The sequence below is a fragment of the Pseudomonas baetica genome (genome assembly GCF_019733355.1).
Lineage (GTDB): Bacteria > Pseudomonadota > Gammaproteobacteria > Pseudomonadales > Pseudomonadaceae > Aquipseudomonas > Aquipseudomonas baetica_A.
On sequence record NZ_JAIHLQ010000024.1, the window covers coordinates 82374 to 99050 of the forward strand.

Annotated in this window: 23 protein-coding genes; 21 read left to right on the forward strand and 2 right to left on the reverse strand. The window is 58.8% G+C overall.

Annotated features, from left to right (window positions below):
* Position 1 precedes the first annotated feature (1 nt).
* The 18 genes from K5E40_RS21500 (at position 2) to recX (ending at position 12704) form a co-directional block, all read left to right on the forward strand.
* Entirely contained in the window at positions 2-1045 is a 1044-nt protein-coding gene (locus K5E40_RS21500; protein ID WP_221732488.1) for a phage baseplate assembly protein, read from the forward strand.
* Between the two features lie 56 nt (positions 1046-1101).
* Positions 1102-1611, forward strand: a complete 510-nt coding sequence (locus tag K5E40_RS21505; RefSeq protein ID WP_221732489.1) for a phage baseplate assembly protein V — start codon at positions 1102-1104, stop codon at positions 1609-1611.
* Positions 1611-2009, forward strand: coding sequence for a phage GP46 family protein (locus tag K5E40_RS21510; protein WP_221732523.1), 399 nt, complete (start codon positions 1611-1613; stop codon positions 2007-2009). The genes K5E40_RS21505 and K5E40_RS21510 overlap by 1 nt, the downstream gene beginning before the upstream one ends.
* Positions 1999-3045 carry a baseplate J/gp47 family protein gene (locus K5E40_RS21515; protein WP_221732490.1) on the forward strand — a complete coding sequence of 349 codons (1047 nt, stop codon included), beginning with the start codon at positions 1999-2001 and terminating at the stop codon, positions 3043-3045. The genes K5E40_RS21510 and K5E40_RS21515 overlap by 11 nt, the downstream gene beginning before the upstream one ends.
* Positions 3033-3632, forward strand: coding sequence for a YmfQ family protein (locus K5E40_RS21520; protein WP_221732491.1), 600 nt, complete (start codon positions 3033-3035; stop codon positions 3630-3632). Before K5E40_RS21515 ends, K5E40_RS21520 begins: the two co-directional genes overlap by 13 nt.
* 14 nt (positions 3633-3646) lie before the next feature.
* Positions 3647-4378, forward strand: coding sequence for a hypothetical protein (locus K5E40_RS21525; protein WP_221732492.1), 732 nt, complete (start codon positions 3647-3649; stop codon positions 4376-4378).
* A gap of 1 nt (position 4379) precedes the next feature.
* Complete coding sequence (locus tag K5E40_RS21530; protein ID WP_221732493.1) at positions 4380-4805, forward strand: phage tail assembly chaperone; 426 nt, start codon at positions 4380-4382, stop codon at positions 4803-4805.
* A gap of 57 nt (positions 4806-4862) precedes the next feature.
* The gene (locus K5E40_RS21535; RefSeq protein ID WP_221732524.1) at positions 4863-5903 is read left to right on the forward strand and encodes a phage tail protein; all 1041 of its coding nucleotides are present in this window, start codon (positions 4863-4865) and stop codon (positions 5901-5903) included.
* A gap of 7 nt (positions 5904-5910) precedes the next feature.
* Positions 5911-6492: a tail fiber assembly protein gene (locus K5E40_RS21540; RefSeq protein WP_221732494.1), complete on the forward strand. Its 582-nt coding sequence runs from the start codon at positions 5911-5913 to the stop codon at positions 6490-6492.
* A gap of 76 nt (positions 6493-6568) precedes the next feature.
* Positions 6569-7495, forward strand: a complete 927-nt coding sequence (locus tag K5E40_RS21545) for a hypothetical protein (protein WP_221732495.1) — start codon at positions 6569-6571, stop codon at positions 7493-7495.
* Entirely contained in the window at positions 7495-7947 is a 453-nt protein-coding gene (locus K5E40_RS21550; RefSeq protein WP_221732496.1) for a phage tail assembly chaperone, read from the forward strand. The genes K5E40_RS21545 and K5E40_RS21550 overlap by 1 nt, the downstream gene beginning before the upstream one ends.
* Positions 7948-8001: 54 nt before the next feature.
* On the forward strand, positions 8002-8898 hold the full coding sequence (locus tag K5E40_RS21555) for a gp53-like domain-containing protein (protein ID WP_221732497.1): 897 nt from the start codon (positions 8002-8004) through the stop codon (positions 8896-8898).
* Positions 8899-9345 carry a phage tail assembly chaperone gene (locus tag K5E40_RS21560; RefSeq protein ID WP_221732498.1) on the forward strand — a complete coding sequence of 149 codons (447 nt, stop codon included), beginning with the start codon at positions 8899-8901 and terminating at the stop codon, positions 9343-9345.
* 113 nt (positions 9346-9458) lie between these two features.
* The gene (locus K5E40_RS21565; protein WP_221732499.1) at positions 9459-10025 is read left to right on the forward strand and encodes a glycoside hydrolase family 19 protein; all 567 of its coding nucleotides are present in this window, start codon (positions 9459-9461) and stop codon (positions 10023-10025) included.
* Positions 10004-10522 carry a lysis system i-spanin subunit Rz gene (locus K5E40_RS21570; protein ID WP_221732500.1) on the forward strand — a complete coding sequence of 173 codons (519 nt, stop codon included), beginning with the start codon at positions 10004-10006 and terminating at the stop codon, positions 10520-10522. The genes K5E40_RS21565 and K5E40_RS21570 overlap by 22 nt, the downstream gene beginning before the upstream one ends.
* A gap of 68 nt (positions 10523-10590) precedes the next feature.
* The gene (locus K5E40_RS21575; RefSeq protein ID WP_221732501.1) at positions 10591-11091 is read left to right on the forward strand and encodes a CinA family protein; all 501 of its coding nucleotides are present in this window, start codon (positions 10591-10593) and stop codon (positions 11089-11091) included.
* A gap of 83 nt (positions 11092-11174) precedes the next feature.
* Positions 11175-12227, forward strand: a complete 1053-nt coding sequence (gene recA, locus K5E40_RS21580) for a recombinase RecA (RefSeq protein WP_221732502.1) — start codon at positions 11175-11177, stop codon at positions 12225-12227.
* A 9-nt stretch (positions 12228-12236) separates the two neighbouring features.
* Positions 12237-12704, forward strand: a complete 468-nt coding sequence (gene recX, locus K5E40_RS21585) for a recombination regulator RecX (protein ID WP_221732503.1) — start codon at positions 12237-12239, stop codon at positions 12702-12704.
* Positions 12705-12759: 55 nt separating this feature from the next.
* On the opposite strand, the gene K5E40_RS21590 is transcribed toward recX, so the two are convergent.
* The gene (locus tag K5E40_RS21590) at positions 12760-13878 is read right to left on the reverse strand and encodes a TIGR00730 family Rossman fold protein (protein WP_221732504.1); all 1119 of its coding nucleotides are present in this window, start codon (positions 13876-13878) and stop codon (positions 12760-12762) included.
* Between the two features lie 349 nt (positions 13879-14227).
* Between K5E40_RS21590 and K5E40_RS21595 the strand changes: the two genes are divergently transcribed.
* Positions 14228-14422, forward strand: a complete 195-nt coding sequence (locus K5E40_RS21595; protein ID WP_221732505.1) for a hypothetical protein — start codon at positions 14228-14230, stop codon at positions 14420-14422.
* Here the strand turns inward: K5E40_RS21595 and K5E40_RS21600 are convergent, their stop codons facing one another.
* Complete coding sequence (locus tag K5E40_RS21600) at positions 14423-14848, reverse strand: PA3611 family quorum-sensing-regulated virulence factor (RefSeq protein ID WP_221732506.1); 426 nt, start codon at positions 14846-14848, stop codon at positions 14423-14425.
* 189 nt (positions 14849-15037) lie between these two features.
* On the opposite strand from K5E40_RS21600, the gene K5E40_RS21605 reads away from it, so the two are divergent.
* Both K5E40_RS21605 and erdR read left to right on the forward strand, forming a co-directional pair.
* Positions 15038-15784: a tRNA-uridine aminocarboxypropyltransferase gene (locus K5E40_RS21605; RefSeq protein WP_221732507.1), complete on the forward strand. Its 747-nt coding sequence runs from the start codon at positions 15038-15040 to the stop codon at positions 15782-15784.
* Between the two features lie 223 nt (positions 15785-16007).
* Complete coding sequence (erdR, locus tag K5E40_RS21610) at positions 16008-16658, forward strand: response regulator transcription factor ErdR (protein ID WP_221732508.1); 651 nt, start codon at positions 16008-16010, stop codon at positions 16656-16658.
* The last annotated feature ends 19 nt before the right edge of the window (positions 16659-16677 follow it).

A 16677-nucleotide genomic window follows, 5' to 3' on the forward strand; every position in this document is an offset into this window, starting at 1 on the left:
CATGAGCGAGATGGATAACCGCGTCACGCTGACGGTCAATAACATGGAATACGGCGGCTGGAAAAGCGTGGAAATCAGCGCTGATCTGGAGCGCCAGTTCCGTACTTTCAAACTCGACATCACCTGGCAATGGCCAGGGCAGACGGTGGATCAGCGGATCAAACCGGGCGACCCGTGCGAAGTGAGAATCGGCCAGGATCTGGTGCTCACCGGTTACGTGTTCAAGGCGCCGATTCGTTATGACGGCCGGCAGATCAGCCTGAGTATCGAGGGCAGCTCCAAGACTCAGGACCTGGTCGATTGCGCCGCCACCAACCGACCCAATCAATGGCAGGAGCAACCGCTACTGAGCATCGTGCAGGCACTGGCGATGGAGTATTCGCTGATGGTCGTCAACGAAATCCCCGAGACCGCACGGTTGACCAAACACACGATCGTGCCGGGAGAAACAGTCTTTCAGTCGATCGACCGTTTGCTCTCGCTGTTGCGGGTGTTTTCCACCGATGACGAGCAGGGCCGGTTGGTGTTGGCCAAGCCTGGCAGTGGCGGGCGCGCTAGCGATGCGCTGGAGTTGGGCAAGAATATTTTGTCGGCCAATGCAGCGATGGATCAAAGCCAGGTGTTCTCCGAATACCGAGTGATCGGCCAGCAGAAAGGCTCGGACAAGAAGAGCGGGGCGGCGGTCAGCGAAGTTGAATCCACGGCGGCCGACCTGACCTTCAAGCGGCGGCGTACCACGATTATTAACGAGGGCACGGCGCTGACTTTCGAGCTGGCCCAGCAACGGGCCCAATGGGAGAGCGCCACCCGCATGGGCCGGGCGCAGTCCACCACTTATCAAGTGCAGGGATGGCGCCAGTCCAACGGTGATCTGTGGCGTCATAACACGCTGGTGAAGGTCAAGGATCCGGTGCTCGATTTCGATGGCGACATGCTGATCTCCAAAGTGACGTATTCGCTGTCGGCGCAGGGCTCGGTGACGACCCTGCAAGTGGCTCCGCCGCATACCTTCGATCCCGATCCAATCCCCCCGAAAAAAACCTGAGCCTGACACCCGCCCCCACGTTTTTTCGTGTCGGGGCTGCTCTTTGAGGACAATTCATGAGCCTACTGACACGCCTGCTGGCGCGCGGCACTGTCGTGCTCGCCCATTCGGCATCCAAGCTGCAATCGCTGCAAATGCGCCTCACCGCTGGCGAAGTGAACGATGACATGGAGCACTTCGAACCTTACGGCTTTACCAGTAACCCACTGGCCGGCGCTGAAGGTGTTGTCACGTTTATCGGCGGTGACCGTTCACACGCCATCGCCCTGGTGATCGCCGACCGCCGTTATCGCCTGCAATCGCTGGCCTCCGGTGAAGTGGCGATCTACACCGACGAAGGCGACAAGATTCACTTCAAGCGTGGCCGGATCATCGATATCGAAACCGCCACCCTGAACATCCGCGCCACGACCGCTGTGAATTTCGATACGCCGGTGATCAACCAGACCGGCAAGATCGTTTCCAGCGGCGACCAACTGGCTGGCGGCATCAGCCAGATCAAACATGTGCACGTCGGTGTACAGGCCGGCAACGGCCAGACCGGTGCACCGGCAGGAGGCCAATGATGTTGATCAGCCAGAACCTCCACGCTGCGCTGACCCGCGCCGTGCTTATCAGCCTGTTCACCTGGCGCCGTGCCGCCGATGACGACGCCCTCGACGACGACGAACGCTACGGCTGGTGGGGCGACACATTTCCCACCGTCGCCGACGACCGCATCGGTTCGCGATTGTGGCTGTTGCGCCGGGTCAAGCTGACCCGCCAGACCCAGATGGACGCCGAATTCTATGCCCGCGAAGCCCTGCAATGGCTGATTGACGACGGCCATTGCAGCGCCATCGACATCATCAGCGAACGCCTCGACGCCCAGCGTCTGAACCTGCGCACGGTCCTGACCCTGGCCGACGGCGAACGTCTGGACATCAACCCCGATAACAGTTGGCAGGTGATCTATGCCGTTTGAAACCCCTTCGCTGCCGGTGCTGATCAAGCGCACCCAAAGCGACCTGGCCGGCGATTCGCTGCGCCAGTCCGATGCGCAAGTGCTGGCCCGTGCCCTCGGCGGCGCCGCTTATGGTCTGTACGGTTACCTCGACTGGATTGCCGAGCAGATTTTGCCGGACAAAGCCGATGAATCGACCCTGGAACGCATCGCCGCATTGCGCCTGAATCAGCCGCGCAAACCCGCGCAAGTGGCCACCGGCAGCGTCAGTTTTACCGCGACGGCCGGCGCTGTTCTGGACGCCGACACACTGCTGCAATCAAGCGATGGTCGCACCTACAAAGTCACCGCTTCGCGCACCACGGTGAATGGCAGCAACAGCACCACCATCGCCGCACTCGACGCCGGCAGCCTGGGCAATGCTGATGCGGGTCTGGCACTGACGCCGGTGCAACCGATTGCCGGTGTCGTCGGCAACAGTTTCTTGGTGCTGGCGCCGGGTCTCAGCGGTGGGGTGGCGCGGGAAAGCCTGGAATCGCTGCGCTCGCGGGTGATCCGTTCCTATCGCGTTATCCCGCATGGCGGCTCGGCCAGCGACTACGAGACCTGGGCGCTGGAAGTGCCGGGCGTGACGCGCGCATGGTGCCGGGGTGGTTTGCTCGGGCCGGGCACGGTAACGGTGTTCATCATGCGTGATGAAGATCCGCAACCGGTGCCCAACGACGAGCAACTGGCCGAGGTTCAGGACTACATCGAACCGCTGCGCCCGGTGACCGCCGAGGTCCATGTGCAGCGACCGATCCAGGTGCCGGTGGTCTATCGCTTCAAAAGCGTCAACCCGGACACCACCGCTGTGCGCGCCGCCGTCGAAGCGCAACTGCGCGACCTGCACAACCGTGAAGCCGACTTGGGCGTGCCGCTGCTGATCAGCCATATCCGCGAAGCCATCAGCAGTGCCGGCGGTGAATACGATCACACGTTGACCGCACCGGCCGCTGATGTACCGGCCGGTCAAAGCGAATTGCTGACCTTTGGAGGTTGCGTATGGGGGGCATAAGAACCGCCGCGCAATATCAGGCGCAACTGCGCGCCCTGCTGCCGAGCGGCCCGGCATGGGACCCGGAGCATGTGCCGGAACTCGAAGAAGTGCTGCAAGGCGTCGCCGTCGAACTGGCCCGCCTCGACGCCCGCGCCGCCGACCTGCTCAACGAAATGGACCCGGCCGGCGTCAGCGAGTTGGTGCCGGACTGGGAGCGGGTGATGGACCTGCCCGACCCATGTCTGGGCGCCACGCCATTGTTCGACGACCGCCGCCTCGCCGTACGCCGCCGCTTGCTCGCGGTCGGCAGCCAGGCCGTCGGCTACTACCTCGAAATCGCCAAAAGCCAAGGCTACCCCAACGCCACCATCACCGAACACGAAGCCCCACGCATGGGCCGCGCGCGCTTCGGTGCCGCGCATTGGGGCACGTGGGAAGCGCAGTTCATGTGGACGCTCAATACCGGCGGCCGCCTGCTGCTCGGCCGGCGATTCGGCGCGAGTTACTGGGGCGAGCGCTTCGGCGTGAACCCAGGCTCGGCATTGGAATGCCTGATCCACCGCAGCGCACCGGCGCATACCAAAGTGCACATCAACTATGACTAGGAAGGAATGACGGGATGGATTATCCGAAGAGTGTGCCCAGCGCCGGTTTGGTGAATGGGAAGTTTGTTGATGAGAACCCGTTGATGGGGACGCCCGGGTCGTTGATTCCGGCGCGGTGGGGTAACAACGTCACGGATGAAATCCTCAACGTAATTACTGCCGCCGGTCTGGTGCCGGATGAGAACAACAGTACTCAGCTCAAAGCGGCCATTTCGGCCATTGTCGAAAAGAATAAAAGCGATTCTTTCGCCAGTAAGGAGGAGGCCGAGTCGGGCACCAGCAACAGCCGACTGATGACCCCGTTGCGGGTGTTTCAGGCCATCGAAAAGAAAGTAATCCAGGCGACTGAAACCGTCTTTGGTTGGGCGCGAGTTGCGACTCAAGCACAGGTCAATGCAGCGGCGGATGACACTTCGATTGTCACACCGAAGAAACTCGGATTAGGCGTCTCCTACAGCTTTGGGGAGAACGGGTACATCGCGTTTCCGAATTGGCTGGGGGGCTTCATGATCCAGTGGGTTCTGATCACGATTGCTACAGACAAAACTTATGTATCAAAACCATGGCCGATGGCTTTTCGAAACCAGTGTCGCGGCGCATGGGCGAGCTATTCCCATAGTGGGAACGCACCATTTTTCGATATCGTCACTCCCCCTTTGGTGTCGTATTTTGATCCTGGCCAAGTTCAAGTATTGAGCAACTCCGGAGGATCAGGTTTTGTCAGTGTCCTTAGTGTGGGGAACTGACATGAAACGTTTCTATAGCCGTACCACTGGCAATACTTACTTGTCGGGTTATCACACGAACCTTCCAGTAGATGCCGTTGAGATTGACGACGAGCGCTATGAGTCGGTGATTGCCAATCCCGCCGCTGGCACTGAGCGGTCCCATGATGATCAAGGTCTGCCGGTATTGGTCGAGCGGCCCCCCCTGTCAGATGAGCAAACCTCGACCGAAGCCAAGGCGTGGCGCGACAAGGAATTTGATCGCTTTGTCTGGTTGCGTGATCGCCATCGGGATGAAGTTGAACTGATGAAAACCACCACTCTGTCCGACGCTGAATACCAGACGCTGCTGACCTATCTGCAGGCGTTGCGCAAATGGCCTCAAGCTAAAAAGTTTCCCTCCAAGCGCTCTCGACCGAAAAAGCCTGCCTGGATGACTGCCGAGTGAACGGATGCCGCGTTGTCGGCATCGCCCATCAATGTCCCAGGAAAAGGAAAGTTAAATATGGATTATCCAAAAAGCGTCCCCAGCGTCGGCTTGGTCGATGGCCGCTTTGTCGATGAAAACCCGGTGGCGGGCACGCCGGGCTCATTGATTCCCGCGGTGTGGGGCAACAACGTCACCGAAGAATTGTTGACGGTTATCAAAGCGGCCGGGATCGAGCCAGCTGAAGGCGCTACCAACCAACTGTTAGCAGCATTGAAGAAACTTCTCAGCCTTGCCAGCCCCATGGCATCGCAGGTGCTGGAGGTTTCTGGATCGAAGACATTGATCGCCGATGAGCTGGGACTTGTCCTGATCAGTGCCAGTTCGGCTGACGCAACGATCACGTTACCGTCGGTGAGTTCGCTTTCAGGTGTGCGAGATGTCGTCGTTCGTCGTTCTGATAACAGCGCCAACCGACTGGTCGTGCAAGCCGCCGGTAATGATCGAATCAGATTTCATACTCATCTGTCGCCAAACGGTTATCCCTTTCTGGTGTTGATGGGGGCGGGCGACTGGTGGCACCTGCGCAGCGACGGTTCTGGTAGCTGGTGGCCGGTCGGGCGTTTTGATAACAGCGCTCTGGGACGGATTGTTGTTGAGACTTCGACCGCGCTAAGCCCAGGTGGATATGGCGCACTCAACGGTCGTGAGTTTCTGCGTGCCGAATGGCCGTGGCTCTGGGATCACGCTGTTCAATCGGGGATGTTGCGCGCGGAAGCTGACCGCGCGGGTGGCTGGAGCAGCGGTGACGGTATCAAGACCTTTCGCGGGCCGGAGGTTCGCGGCGAGTTCCTGCGGATGCTGGATGAGCAACGCAATATCGATGCGGGTCGAGTGGCCGGCTCCTGGCAGACGGGCACCAACATCGCCGGTGATAACGGGTTCGCCCCGGCGGTTCACGGAATTGGCAACCTGGCAACGATCGGAGCGGATCCGACCGCATTCACCGGCCTTACTTACTACGTTGGCGCTACGGGCATTGAGAACTTTACCCAACCGTATTGGGGAATGGCTCGACCCCGCAACATCGCCTATCCAGGTCGCCTTAAACTGATTTGAGGTCTTTATGGCTTATTACTACGTTAACGAATTTACCCAGGAACTGACCGGACCTGTCGAACTGCCGGTTTATCCAGGCATGGGGAAAGTCGTACCGGGCAATGCCATCGAGCTGCCGGAAGTACTGTCCATCGCCAAGCCCGGTTATGTCTGGGCATGGCGCGATGGGCAAGCTTTGCAATTGGTCGATTTGCGTAACCGCACGGTTTATCGCAAAGACAATGGCAACTCTCAGTACTGGACACAGTTGGGCTCACTGTCCGACGAACTGACGGCCAAGGCCCGTCCTGATGCCTACCACTTCTGGAAAAATGATGGTTGGGCACTGGATGCCGAAGCCGAGCGTACAGGGCTTGTCGCGAAGGCAGAGATCGATCGTGACAACCGATTGCGTGAAGTGGTCATTCGAATTGCCTCTCTGCAATACGCCTATGAGTTGGGGGAGGCGAGCAGTGATCAGTTGACGACACTGCAAGCGTGGAAACGCTACGCGCTGGCATTGGCTCGGATTGAGCAGCAGCCAAATTATCCTTCGCTTATCGATTGGCCGACGGCGCCAGCCCCTTTGGTTGCTTCGCCTACCGTCTGATTCACCCTATAAAAATTATGCCGGCGCGCTTGAGTCGCCGGCATTCGGCTGCCTGTAAAACTTAGAAGGTTCGTACGTGGACTATCCAAAAACCATCCCCGGTGTGGGCCTGGTCAACGGCGGTTTCGTTGATGAAAACCCCGTGGCCGGAACTCCGGGCTCGTTGATCCCAGCTGCCTGGGGCAACAGCGTGACACAGGAAATTCTCAATGCGATCAAAGCGGCCGGACTGACGCCGGATGAAGCCAAAACCGATCAATTGGCGACGGCGATCGGGGCCCTGGTCGATTTCACCAAACTGAAAAACACCCCGACGAGCTTGAGTGGCTACGGCATCACCGACGCGGTGGGGCGGCTACTGGCGGTCAGGCAATTCGAGACGGTCGGGATTACGGTTTACAAGCCCAATCCCAAAGCCAAACGCATTCGCGTTCGCTTGGTGGGGGCGGGTGGATCCGGCGGCGGTTGTGCACCTGTCGCTGCGAATTATCAAAGTATCGGCGGCGGCGGTGGTTCGGGAGCCTATGCGGAAAGCCTGTATGACGTGACCCCGGAAATGTTGGCCGGTGTGCCAGTTTCGCTGGGTGCAGGTGGCGCAGCGCGTAACGCGATGGGGCAGACGGGTGGAGGCGCATCCTTTGGTACTTACATGAGCGCGGCGGGTGGAGCAGGTGGGCAAATTCTTACCTGTGCTGTAACGGCAACGGCCGTCGGTTTTGTTCGGGGTGGCGCTGGAGGGCAGGCCGTGACCGGTGGCAGTCTTTCCAATGCTCGAGGCATTGGCGGTGATTACGGGATGTACAACGCCAATTGGGGAGTGCTTGCCGGGGCGGGGGGCGCCAGCCCGTTTGATGGTGGTGCCACCCGCGTGGGCGTAAATGGAGCAGGTGGTTCTGGCGGTCGTGGCTCGGGTGGTAGCGGTTCTTGCTCGACCAATGCTTCCGCGTCAGTGCTCAGCGGCGCTGGCGGCAACGCCTTTTGTGAAATCTGGGAGTACGAATAATGGCCCGTTATGCACGAGTGGAAAACGGTGTTGCGGTCGAACTGATCGATACCGGTGACTACCTGATCACCCAACTGTTCGCTCCAGCCTTCGTCGAGTCGATGGTGCCGGTTCCGGAAGGCATGAAGGTCGAAATCGGTGCGCCGGTCGGCGAACTTCTTCCTGGCAATGAGCCGTCGCTCGTAACAGAAAATCCTGTGGTTATCCCGAAGGCCGCAGTCGAAGAACAAGAGCCCTTGACAGCGGCGCGCACTTGGCGTCAGTCCAGTCTTTCCTCCACCGAATGGTGGGTGACTCGCCATCGCGATGAACAGGAACTCGGCCGGGGCACGACGCTCAAGGCCCAGCAATATCTGGAGCTGCTTGAGTACCGGCAAGCGTTGCGTGACTGGCCCGAATCCGGCGCCTTCCCGGCAGCGGTGTCTCGACCGAGAGTGCCGCAATGGTTGTAGGCCGATGCGGGATAAAGCCCCGCGCGAATGTATTTTTAGATCAGGAGATGAGTCATGGATTATCCCAAGAGTGTTCCCAGCGCCGGGTTGGTGGATGGCAAGTTCGTAGATGAGGATTTGTTGACGGGCAAACCGGGATCATTGATTCCGGCCAGTTGGGGCAATGGTGTTACGCAGGAATTGTTGACGGTCATCCAAGGCGCGGGCCTGACCCCGACGGAGGCCTCCAATAATCAACTACTCAGTGCGCTGCGCAGTAACAACCTCTTCGTGACTGCCCCGCAGTTTGATAAAGGGAGAACGGTCGCTACTACCGAGTTCGTGGTCCGCGCGGGATTGCAGTTTTCCGGATTCATTTCATACGCGACGAGCACTGCCCTGACCATGGCCAACGTTGGGGGCGTGGCGAGTTTTTCCAGTGCAACGCCGATCACGGCAACGCTGCCCTCCATTAATGGCATCACCCATGCCAGCACACTTCACGTAATTAATGCGGGCAACGGTGTGCTGACCATCAATCCCGCCGCTAACGAACAAATTGAAACCTGTAACGGTACGATCGGTTCGTTGAAGCTCGGTCTCGGTGATTCCGCGTGTCTGATCAAACTTGCCAACCAATGGCGGCTGTACGGAGGGTCGGTCAGCGATCGGTTCGCCACCGCCCATTCCGGCATTAACGGCAACGTCGGCTATCAACGGTTTGCCAGCGGCAACATAGACCAATGGGGCGTCGGCACAACGGATGCCAAGGGCGAAGTCGACATCACATTTCCAATTTCCTTCCCTACTTCGTTTTCTTCACTAGTGGCCACCCATGCGGGCGGCGACGGGGCAATGGTCATCCTGCTCGCGGGCTCAGGAAAGCAACAAGGCTGCAAGCTCAAGGTTCGTGATTTCGGCGGTAACCTTGCAGCGGGCTGGGGAATCAATTATTTCGCGAAGGGCTATTGAATGAATTTGCATAACGTTTTGTTCAGCGCCAGCACCCGGGGCGTTTATGTACCGGGTATCAACTCCACAGACATTCCCGCTGATGTCATCGAGATTCCTCAGACTTATTGGATTTCGCTGCTGCAACAACTGGCCGTCACTGCAAAAGTGATTGGAGTGCGCGCGGATAACGGCTACCCCATTCTTGTCGATCCACCGCCTCCGTCGGCAGAAGAAGCAACCGACATTGAGCGCCGCTGGCGTACTGCGCAATTAGCCGCCACCGACGGCTTAGTGGCGCGTGACCGCGATGAATTGGAAGACGGTGGCGGTACCACACTGACCACCGAGCAATACGCCGAATTGCAAACCTATCGCCGTGAATTACGCGACTGGCCTCAGGGTTCCTTCTTCCCGTTCAGCGAGCATCGTCCGGCAGCGCCGCGCTGGTTGGAAGGAGCGCTTTAAATCTGCAGGCATCAAGGTCAATACCGGTTCCCGAAAACTCCGGCAAACAATGGCTGGCAGGCATTAACCCCCAACCATGATTCAATCGGAGCATCCAGGGAGGATTACGCATTATGCAAATAACTGAAAACAACCTTATCAACATCATGCCCAACGCCCGCTCCCAAGCGGGCGTTTTTGTTTCTGCGCTCAATAACGCCATGGCCAGGCATCGCATCGACACGCCCAAGCGTATCGCTGCATTCCTCGCGCAGATCGGCCACGAGTCGGGGCAGTTGCAGTTCGTGCGCGAATTGGGCAACAACCAGTACCTGAGCAAATACGACACCGGGACCCTGGCGTTACGTTTAGGCAACACGCCAGAGGCTGACGGCGATGGGCAAAAATACCGTGGCCGTGGGCTGATCCAGATCACCGGGCGCGCCAACTATCGTCAGTGCAGCCTTGGCCTGTTCGGTGATGAACGCCTGTTGTCCTTGCCTGAGCTGCTGGAAAAACCGCAATGGGCGGCCGAGTCTGCGGCATGGTTTTGGGAAAAGAACGGCTTGAACGAACTGGCCGACCGCGAACAGTTCAACACCATCACCCGCCGCATCAACGGCGGGTTGAACGGTTTGCAGGACCGCTTGGACATTTGGGCGCGGGCGAGGGCAGTGCTATGCCAATCCCCTGGCGAGTGATTGGCGTCTTGCTGCTGGCCTTGGGGGCGGCGGCGCTGGCCTGGCAGTTTCAGGACTGGCGTTACGGTCGGCAGTTGGCCGAGCAGGCTCGGTTAAACGCCGAAACGCTCAATCAACAGACCACGGCCGCCGCCACCGCACAACAGGCCGAACAGGATAAACGTCTGGCGCTGGAGCAACGCCTTGCGGCCAGTGAACAAACCCACTATCGAGCGATGAGCGATGCCCAACGTGATCAGGATCGCCTGCGCGATCGTCTTGCCACTGCTGATGTGCGCCTGTCAGTCCTTCTCGACACCGGCGACGTTGCCCAAGGCTGCCGGGTGCCAGCCACCGCCGGTACCGGCGGCGTGGATCATGCAACCGTACGCGCCCGACTTGACCCGGCGCATGCTCAACGAATTGTCGCCATCACCGACACCGGCGATCGCGGACTGATTGCCTTGCAGGCCTGTCAGGCCTATGTCAGAGCATTGGCGCCTGAACATTTTGAATGAGTCTGTGTATTGAAAGCGCATCCGGCTCGTGTACGGTGGTACGCATTCCACACGATCCGGAGAGCACCTTGAAAGAGATCACTCAATTGGCCGCCGAGCTGGGCCGACGTCTGCAAGTGCTCAATGCCCACGTCACCACGGCCGAATCCTGCACCGGCGGCGGCATTGCCGAAGCCATCACACGGATACCGGGCAGCTCGGCGTGGTTCGAGGCCGGCTATGTGACCTACTCCAACCGCCAGAAAACCCAGCAACTGAATGTGCCGGCCGAGTTGTTCGAAACGGTGGGTGCGGTTAGTCGTGAAGTGGTTGAGGCCATGGTGTGCGGCGCCCAGGACAAAAGCCTGGCGCGGTTCGCCGTGGCCGTCAGCGGCGTGGCCGGCCCCGACGGCGGTACACCGAACAAGCCTGTGGGCACGGTGTGGCTGGCGTGGGGCGTCGGCGACGCGGTTTGCAGCGAGGTTCAGCACTTTGCCGGTAACCGCGATGAAGTCCGCCGACAAACGGTGAAGGCCGCGCTAGAGGGGCTCCTGCGACTAGCGGCAAGAGAAATCGAAAATCAGGGGTAGGCGATCCACGAACGCTGTGGAATAATACTGTCTACTTATACAGGTGTTGGCCGTCAGGCCTTATTGATTACGTGAGGACTTTAATGGACGACAACAAGAAGAAAGCCTTGGCTGCGGCCCTGGGTCAGATCGAACGTCAATTCGGCAAGGGTGCCGTAATGCGTATGGGCGATCAGGACCGTCAGGCGATCCCATCCATCTCCACTGGCTCTCTGGGTCTGGACATTGCACTCGGCATTGGCGGCCTGCCAAAAGGCCGTATCGTTGAAATCTACGGTCCTGAATCTTCCGGTAAAACCACACTGACGCTGTCCGTGATCGCCCAGGCTCAAAAAGCCGGCGCGACCTGCGCATTCGTCGACGCCGAACACGCCCTCGATCCTGAGTATGCCGGCAAACTGGGTGTAAACGTCGACGACCTGCTGGTTTCCCAGCCGGACACCGGCGAACAGGCCCTGGAAATCACCGACATGCTGGTGCGCTCCAACGCTGTTGACGTGATCATCGTCGACTCCGTGGCGGCATTGGTGCCTAAGGCTGAAATCGAAGGCGAAATGGGCGACATGCACGTCGGCCTGCAAGCCCGTTTGATGTCACAGGCGCTGCGTAAAATCACCGGTAACATCAAGAACGCCAACTGCCTGGTCATCTTCATCAACCAGATCCGTATGAAGATCGGCGTGATGTTTGGTAGCCCGGAAACCACCACCGGTGGTAATGCGTTGAAGTTCTACGCATCGGTTCGTCTCGACATCCGCCGTACTGGTGCAGTGAAAGAAGGCGACGAAGTGGTGGGTAGTGAAACCCGCGTCAAGGTTGTGAAGAACAAGGTGGCTTCGCCGTTCCGTCAGGCCGAGTTCCAGATTCTTTACGGCAAGGGCATCTACCTCAATGGCGAGATGATCGACCTGGGTGTGCTGCACGGTTTCGTCGAGAAGTCCGGCGCCTGGTATGCCTATGAAGGCACCAAGATCGGTCAGGGCAAGGCCAACTCGGCCAAGTTCCTCGCGGACAATCCTGAAATCGCCACCAAGCTCGAGAAACAACTGCGTGACAAGCTGCTGGCTCCCGCAGCAGACGTCAAGGCTTCGCTGGCCAAGGATAAAGTTGACGATATGGCCGATGTCGACGTTTGAAGTCGTTGAATGACACTTGTACTCGATACCCTCGTCGCGGTGCGGCGAACCGCCATGGACCTGCTCGCACGTCGTGAGCACGGTCGAGTCGAGTTGACGCGTAAACTGCGACAGCGCGGCGCTCCGGCGGAGATGATCGAAACAGCCCTGGACCGCTTGACGGAAGAAGGGCTGCTTTCGGAGTCTCGTTACCTTGAAAGCTTTGTTTCCTACCGCGCCCGTTCCGGTTATGGCCCTCTGCGAATCCGTGAGGAGTTGAGCCAGCGCGGTTTGCAACGTGCCGATATCGAACTCGCCTTACGCGAAAGTGGTATCAGGTGGCAGGAGCAACTTCAGGAAACGTGGCAGCGAAAGTTCTCCGGGCATCTGCCGATTGATGCCAAAGAGCGGGCCAAACAAGGTCGGTTCCTGGCGTATCGGGGCTTCTCGATGGAGATGATCAACCGCTTGTTCAGCGGCAGAGGGATGGACGATTAAAACGGTTAAACAAAAACGGCCCGCTATGAAAATAGCGGGCCGTTTTTTTTTGCCTTCAAATTACCTTCGAAGGCTCTCGGTTGCGTTGCGCGGTTTGCGGTTTGGAATGGGCCCAGTTTTCCGGCAAGTTGATGTAGTCCACCAGCTCCCTTAAGCGTCCGTGATTGCGGGCATTGAAGGCGAAGGCCAATCGCGTCAGGTGGCTGAACTGTGCCTCGTCGTGTTCCTCACCATTGTAAGTGTGTTGATGGAACTGGTCGCTCAAACACAAATCGGCAAAGGCTTCCTGCAGATGCGCCAGCGCCTGGTCGCTGAGCTTGTGGTTCATGCGGATCACAAATTGACGTTTGAGCCAGCGGCTGGAGTGGAAGTTACTGTAGAACTGGTTGATCTCTTCTACTGCCTCCTCGACGGAGTAGACGAGCCGCATCAGCTTCATGTCTGTCGACAGGATGTAGTGGTTGTCTGCCAGTTGCTGGTGGATGAAATCAATCGCACCCTGCCAGAAGGTGCCACCCGGTGTATCCAGCAAGACCACCGGCACCAGTGGGCTTTTGCCTGTCTGTATCAGCGTCAGCACTTCCAGTGCTTCATCCAGTGTGCCGAAGCCGCCAGGGCACAGCACCAGTGCATCGGCTTCCTTGACGAAGAACAGCTTTCGGGTGAAAAAGAAGTGGAAGGGCAACAGATTGCCGGTGCCGCCCACGGTGGGATTGGCATGCTGCTCGAAGGGCAGGTTGATGTTGAAGCCCAGGCTGTGATCGCGACCTGCCCCCTCATGCGCGGCGGCCATGATGCCGCCACCTGCCCCGGTGATGACCATCATTTCCGAGCGCACCAGCGCTGCACCGAGTTCCCGGGCCATGGCGTACAGCGGATGTTCGACCGGCGTGCGCGCCGAGCCGAAGACGGTGACTTTGCGTCGGCCCTTGAATTGCTCCAGCACCCGAAACGCCTCCTCCAACTCGCGCAGGGCTTGCAGGGTGATCTTGGCATTCCATCGATTGTGATCTTCCTGAGCCATACGCAGCACGGTCAGGATCATGTCGCGATAGATAGGGATATTGGGGCTATTGGGTGAAACGCGGTTGAGTTGTTCTTCGACCTTGATGATGAGGTCGGGGCCGCTTTCCTGAAAATGACGGCTTAAGAGGTCATTCGGTTGGTAAGGCATTCAACGTCTCCTGCTGCACAGAGCTTGTGGCCCTGACGAGCGGCGTCAGTGCCGCGCTGCAAAAACACACAGTCGGCAGTTCATTTTCTGCCGTTAACAAGTGATCGGGAATACTCTGAATCTAGACCCTTGTGCGCGATTGCGCCGACTCGATCATTGCGCCGCACGTCCAGACTGGCAATCGCTTATTGATTTTTACGCGATGACAGCACCGCTCGTCCGAACGTGCGCCGAGCGGCAAACCCTCTGATTAACTGATTTACAGGCACCGTACGACAACGTTGCGTCAACGACAGTACGCAAGGTGCACGCTATTGAAGGATTTGCGGTTGGCAAGGAGGCGGGACATATGCCCAGAGTGGTTCTGGAAATCGATACGCAGCTGTATCGGATGTTGAAAGCATCGGCCGAGACCCATCAAGTCAGTCTCGAAGATGAATGTTGCCGGCGGTTGGCGGGAGGAGAGCGCCGCTCACACTATTTACAGGCCTTGCTGGCCGAACTGCGCGCCGAGGATGAACAGCGGCGCGCCAATTCGCGATGATTACTTCTTCTTCGCCGGTGCGGCTTTCGGGCAATCCGATTCCTGGTAGCTGGCGGAGCCGATCGCTTTGTTGGTTTTCACTTCGGTGAAGTCGTAACGCATGATCGCGCCCTTGGCCATCAGCTTGCGGTACGACGGGTTGTTGCAAACCGAGGCGCCCAGCTGGAAATATACGGCTTTGGGATCAGCGCGCATTTTCTCGGCGTGGCTCTTTTGCACGCTCAGGTGATTGATCAACTGCGTGCCTTCAACGGTGTAGCCCTGATCAAGAATGTCTTCATTGATGGCCCGTGGCGTGCCGACGCTGCTTTGGGCGGCGACGTTGCGCAGCTCTCTGTTCAGATTCTGCTCACTCAAGGACGCAGCCTGAGCGGTGAAGGACGACGCCAGCACAATGGCAGCGGTGGGAACGATAAGGCGCAGCATGAAACTCTCCTGATTCGGTGGCTGGTGGTTCGACCAGCCACGGGGCTGTGCGTTCAGTGGCGGCGAATTATAGGGGAGCCGGTCTGGACGGTACAGGCTTGTGCCCGCCGCTCTGGTAAACTGCCGGCCTTTATTGCCCTGCCGAGTGTTGTTCGTGTCGAGTTTTCCTGTCTGCCGGTCGTGCCCGCGATGAATCATGCCCCCAACGCTGTAGCCCGCCTGCGCGATGAGCGCGAGGATGCGGGCATCAAGCCGATTCAGGCGAGAGGTTTTCGCTCCGAGCGGTGCCGTGACTGCCGGGTGATCATCAGTCATTGCCTGTGCGCTTGGCGGCCAAGCGTCGAAACCCGTTCCGGCGTGTGTCTGATCATGACCGGCAAGGAAGTGTTCAAACCGAGCAACACCGGTTGGCTGATTGCCGATGTGGTCAGCGATAACCATGCGTTCATCTGGTCGCGCACCGAGCCGGACCCGCAGATGTTGGCGCTGCTCAACGATCCGCAATGGCAGCCGTATCTGGTGTTTCCCGGCGAATACGTCGAGCCGTCGCGAGTGACCAATACCGTCGCGGTTGATGGCAGCAAGCGGCCGTTGTTCATTCTGCTAGACGCGACCTGGACCGAGGCGCGGAAAATCTTCCGCAAGAGTCCGTACTTCGATCGCCTGCCGATTCTCAGTCTGCTGCCCGACAAACTGTCGCGCTACCGCTTGCGCCGTTCAACCCGAAGCGAGCACCTGTGCACCGCCGAAGTGGCAGCGTTGTGCCTTGAGCTGGCGGGCGATACGGACGCCGCCTCGGCGCTGGACGCCTATTTCGACGTGTTCAGCCAGCATTACCTCGGTGCCAAACAGCAATTGGACATGAACGAATCGACCCCGGCCCACGCCGAGTTGCAACCCTTTATACGAAAGCCGCAAGCAGCGTTGGCCCAATAGTGGCCCATACTGTACAGCGCGCTGGCCGTGCTGCTTGACCGCCCTGTCTTCGCTGGGCATGCTTGGCGCCGATTAGGGTGCGGCCAAGGTTTGAAACGCCGTGTTTGCAAGTGATTGGCGTTGAACGTGCCCCTGTGGATACCGCTACAAAGCGGCATCTCGAGTTGCTTTGGCCAGACCCGAATGCACCGGGCCGGCCATCAAAAACAGGATCATTTGAAAAATGGCCACATACGACATCCTGATTGCCGATGATCACCCCCTCTTTCGTAGCGCACTGCATCAAGCGGTTACGCTGGGCCTTGGCCCGGATGTGCGCCTGGTGGAAGTGGCGAGCATCGCCGAACTGGAAACGCGTCTGACTGAAAAGTCTGACTGGGATCTGGTCCTGCTGGACCTGAACATGCCCGGCGCTTTCGGATTTTCCGGGTTGGTGATGTTGCGCGGCCAATACCCGCAGATTCCGGTGGTGATGGTTTCGGCGCAGGAAGAAGCTTCTGTGATGGTTAAGTCCCGCGAGTTTGGCGCCAGTGGCTTTATTCCCAAGTCCAGTGGCCTGAGCGTGATTCAGGAGGCCGTGCGCAAAGTGCTTGATGGCGACGTGTTCTGGCCACCGCAAGCGTTCGAGGCGGTCAGCGTTTCGGCTGAGGCCAAGGCTGCCAGCGATGGCCTTGCCAGCCTGACGCCGCAGCAATTTCGCGTATTGACGATGGTCTGCGAAGGGTTGCTGAACAAGCAGATTGCCTACGAGTTGAGCGTGTCGGAAGCGACCATCAAGGCCCATGTCACGGCGATCTTTCGCAAGTTGAATGTGCGCACTCGCACGCAGGCTGCTTTGCTTCTGCAACAACTTGAGTCAATTGCGAGCCAATAATGGCTGGCGTCTTCACGCT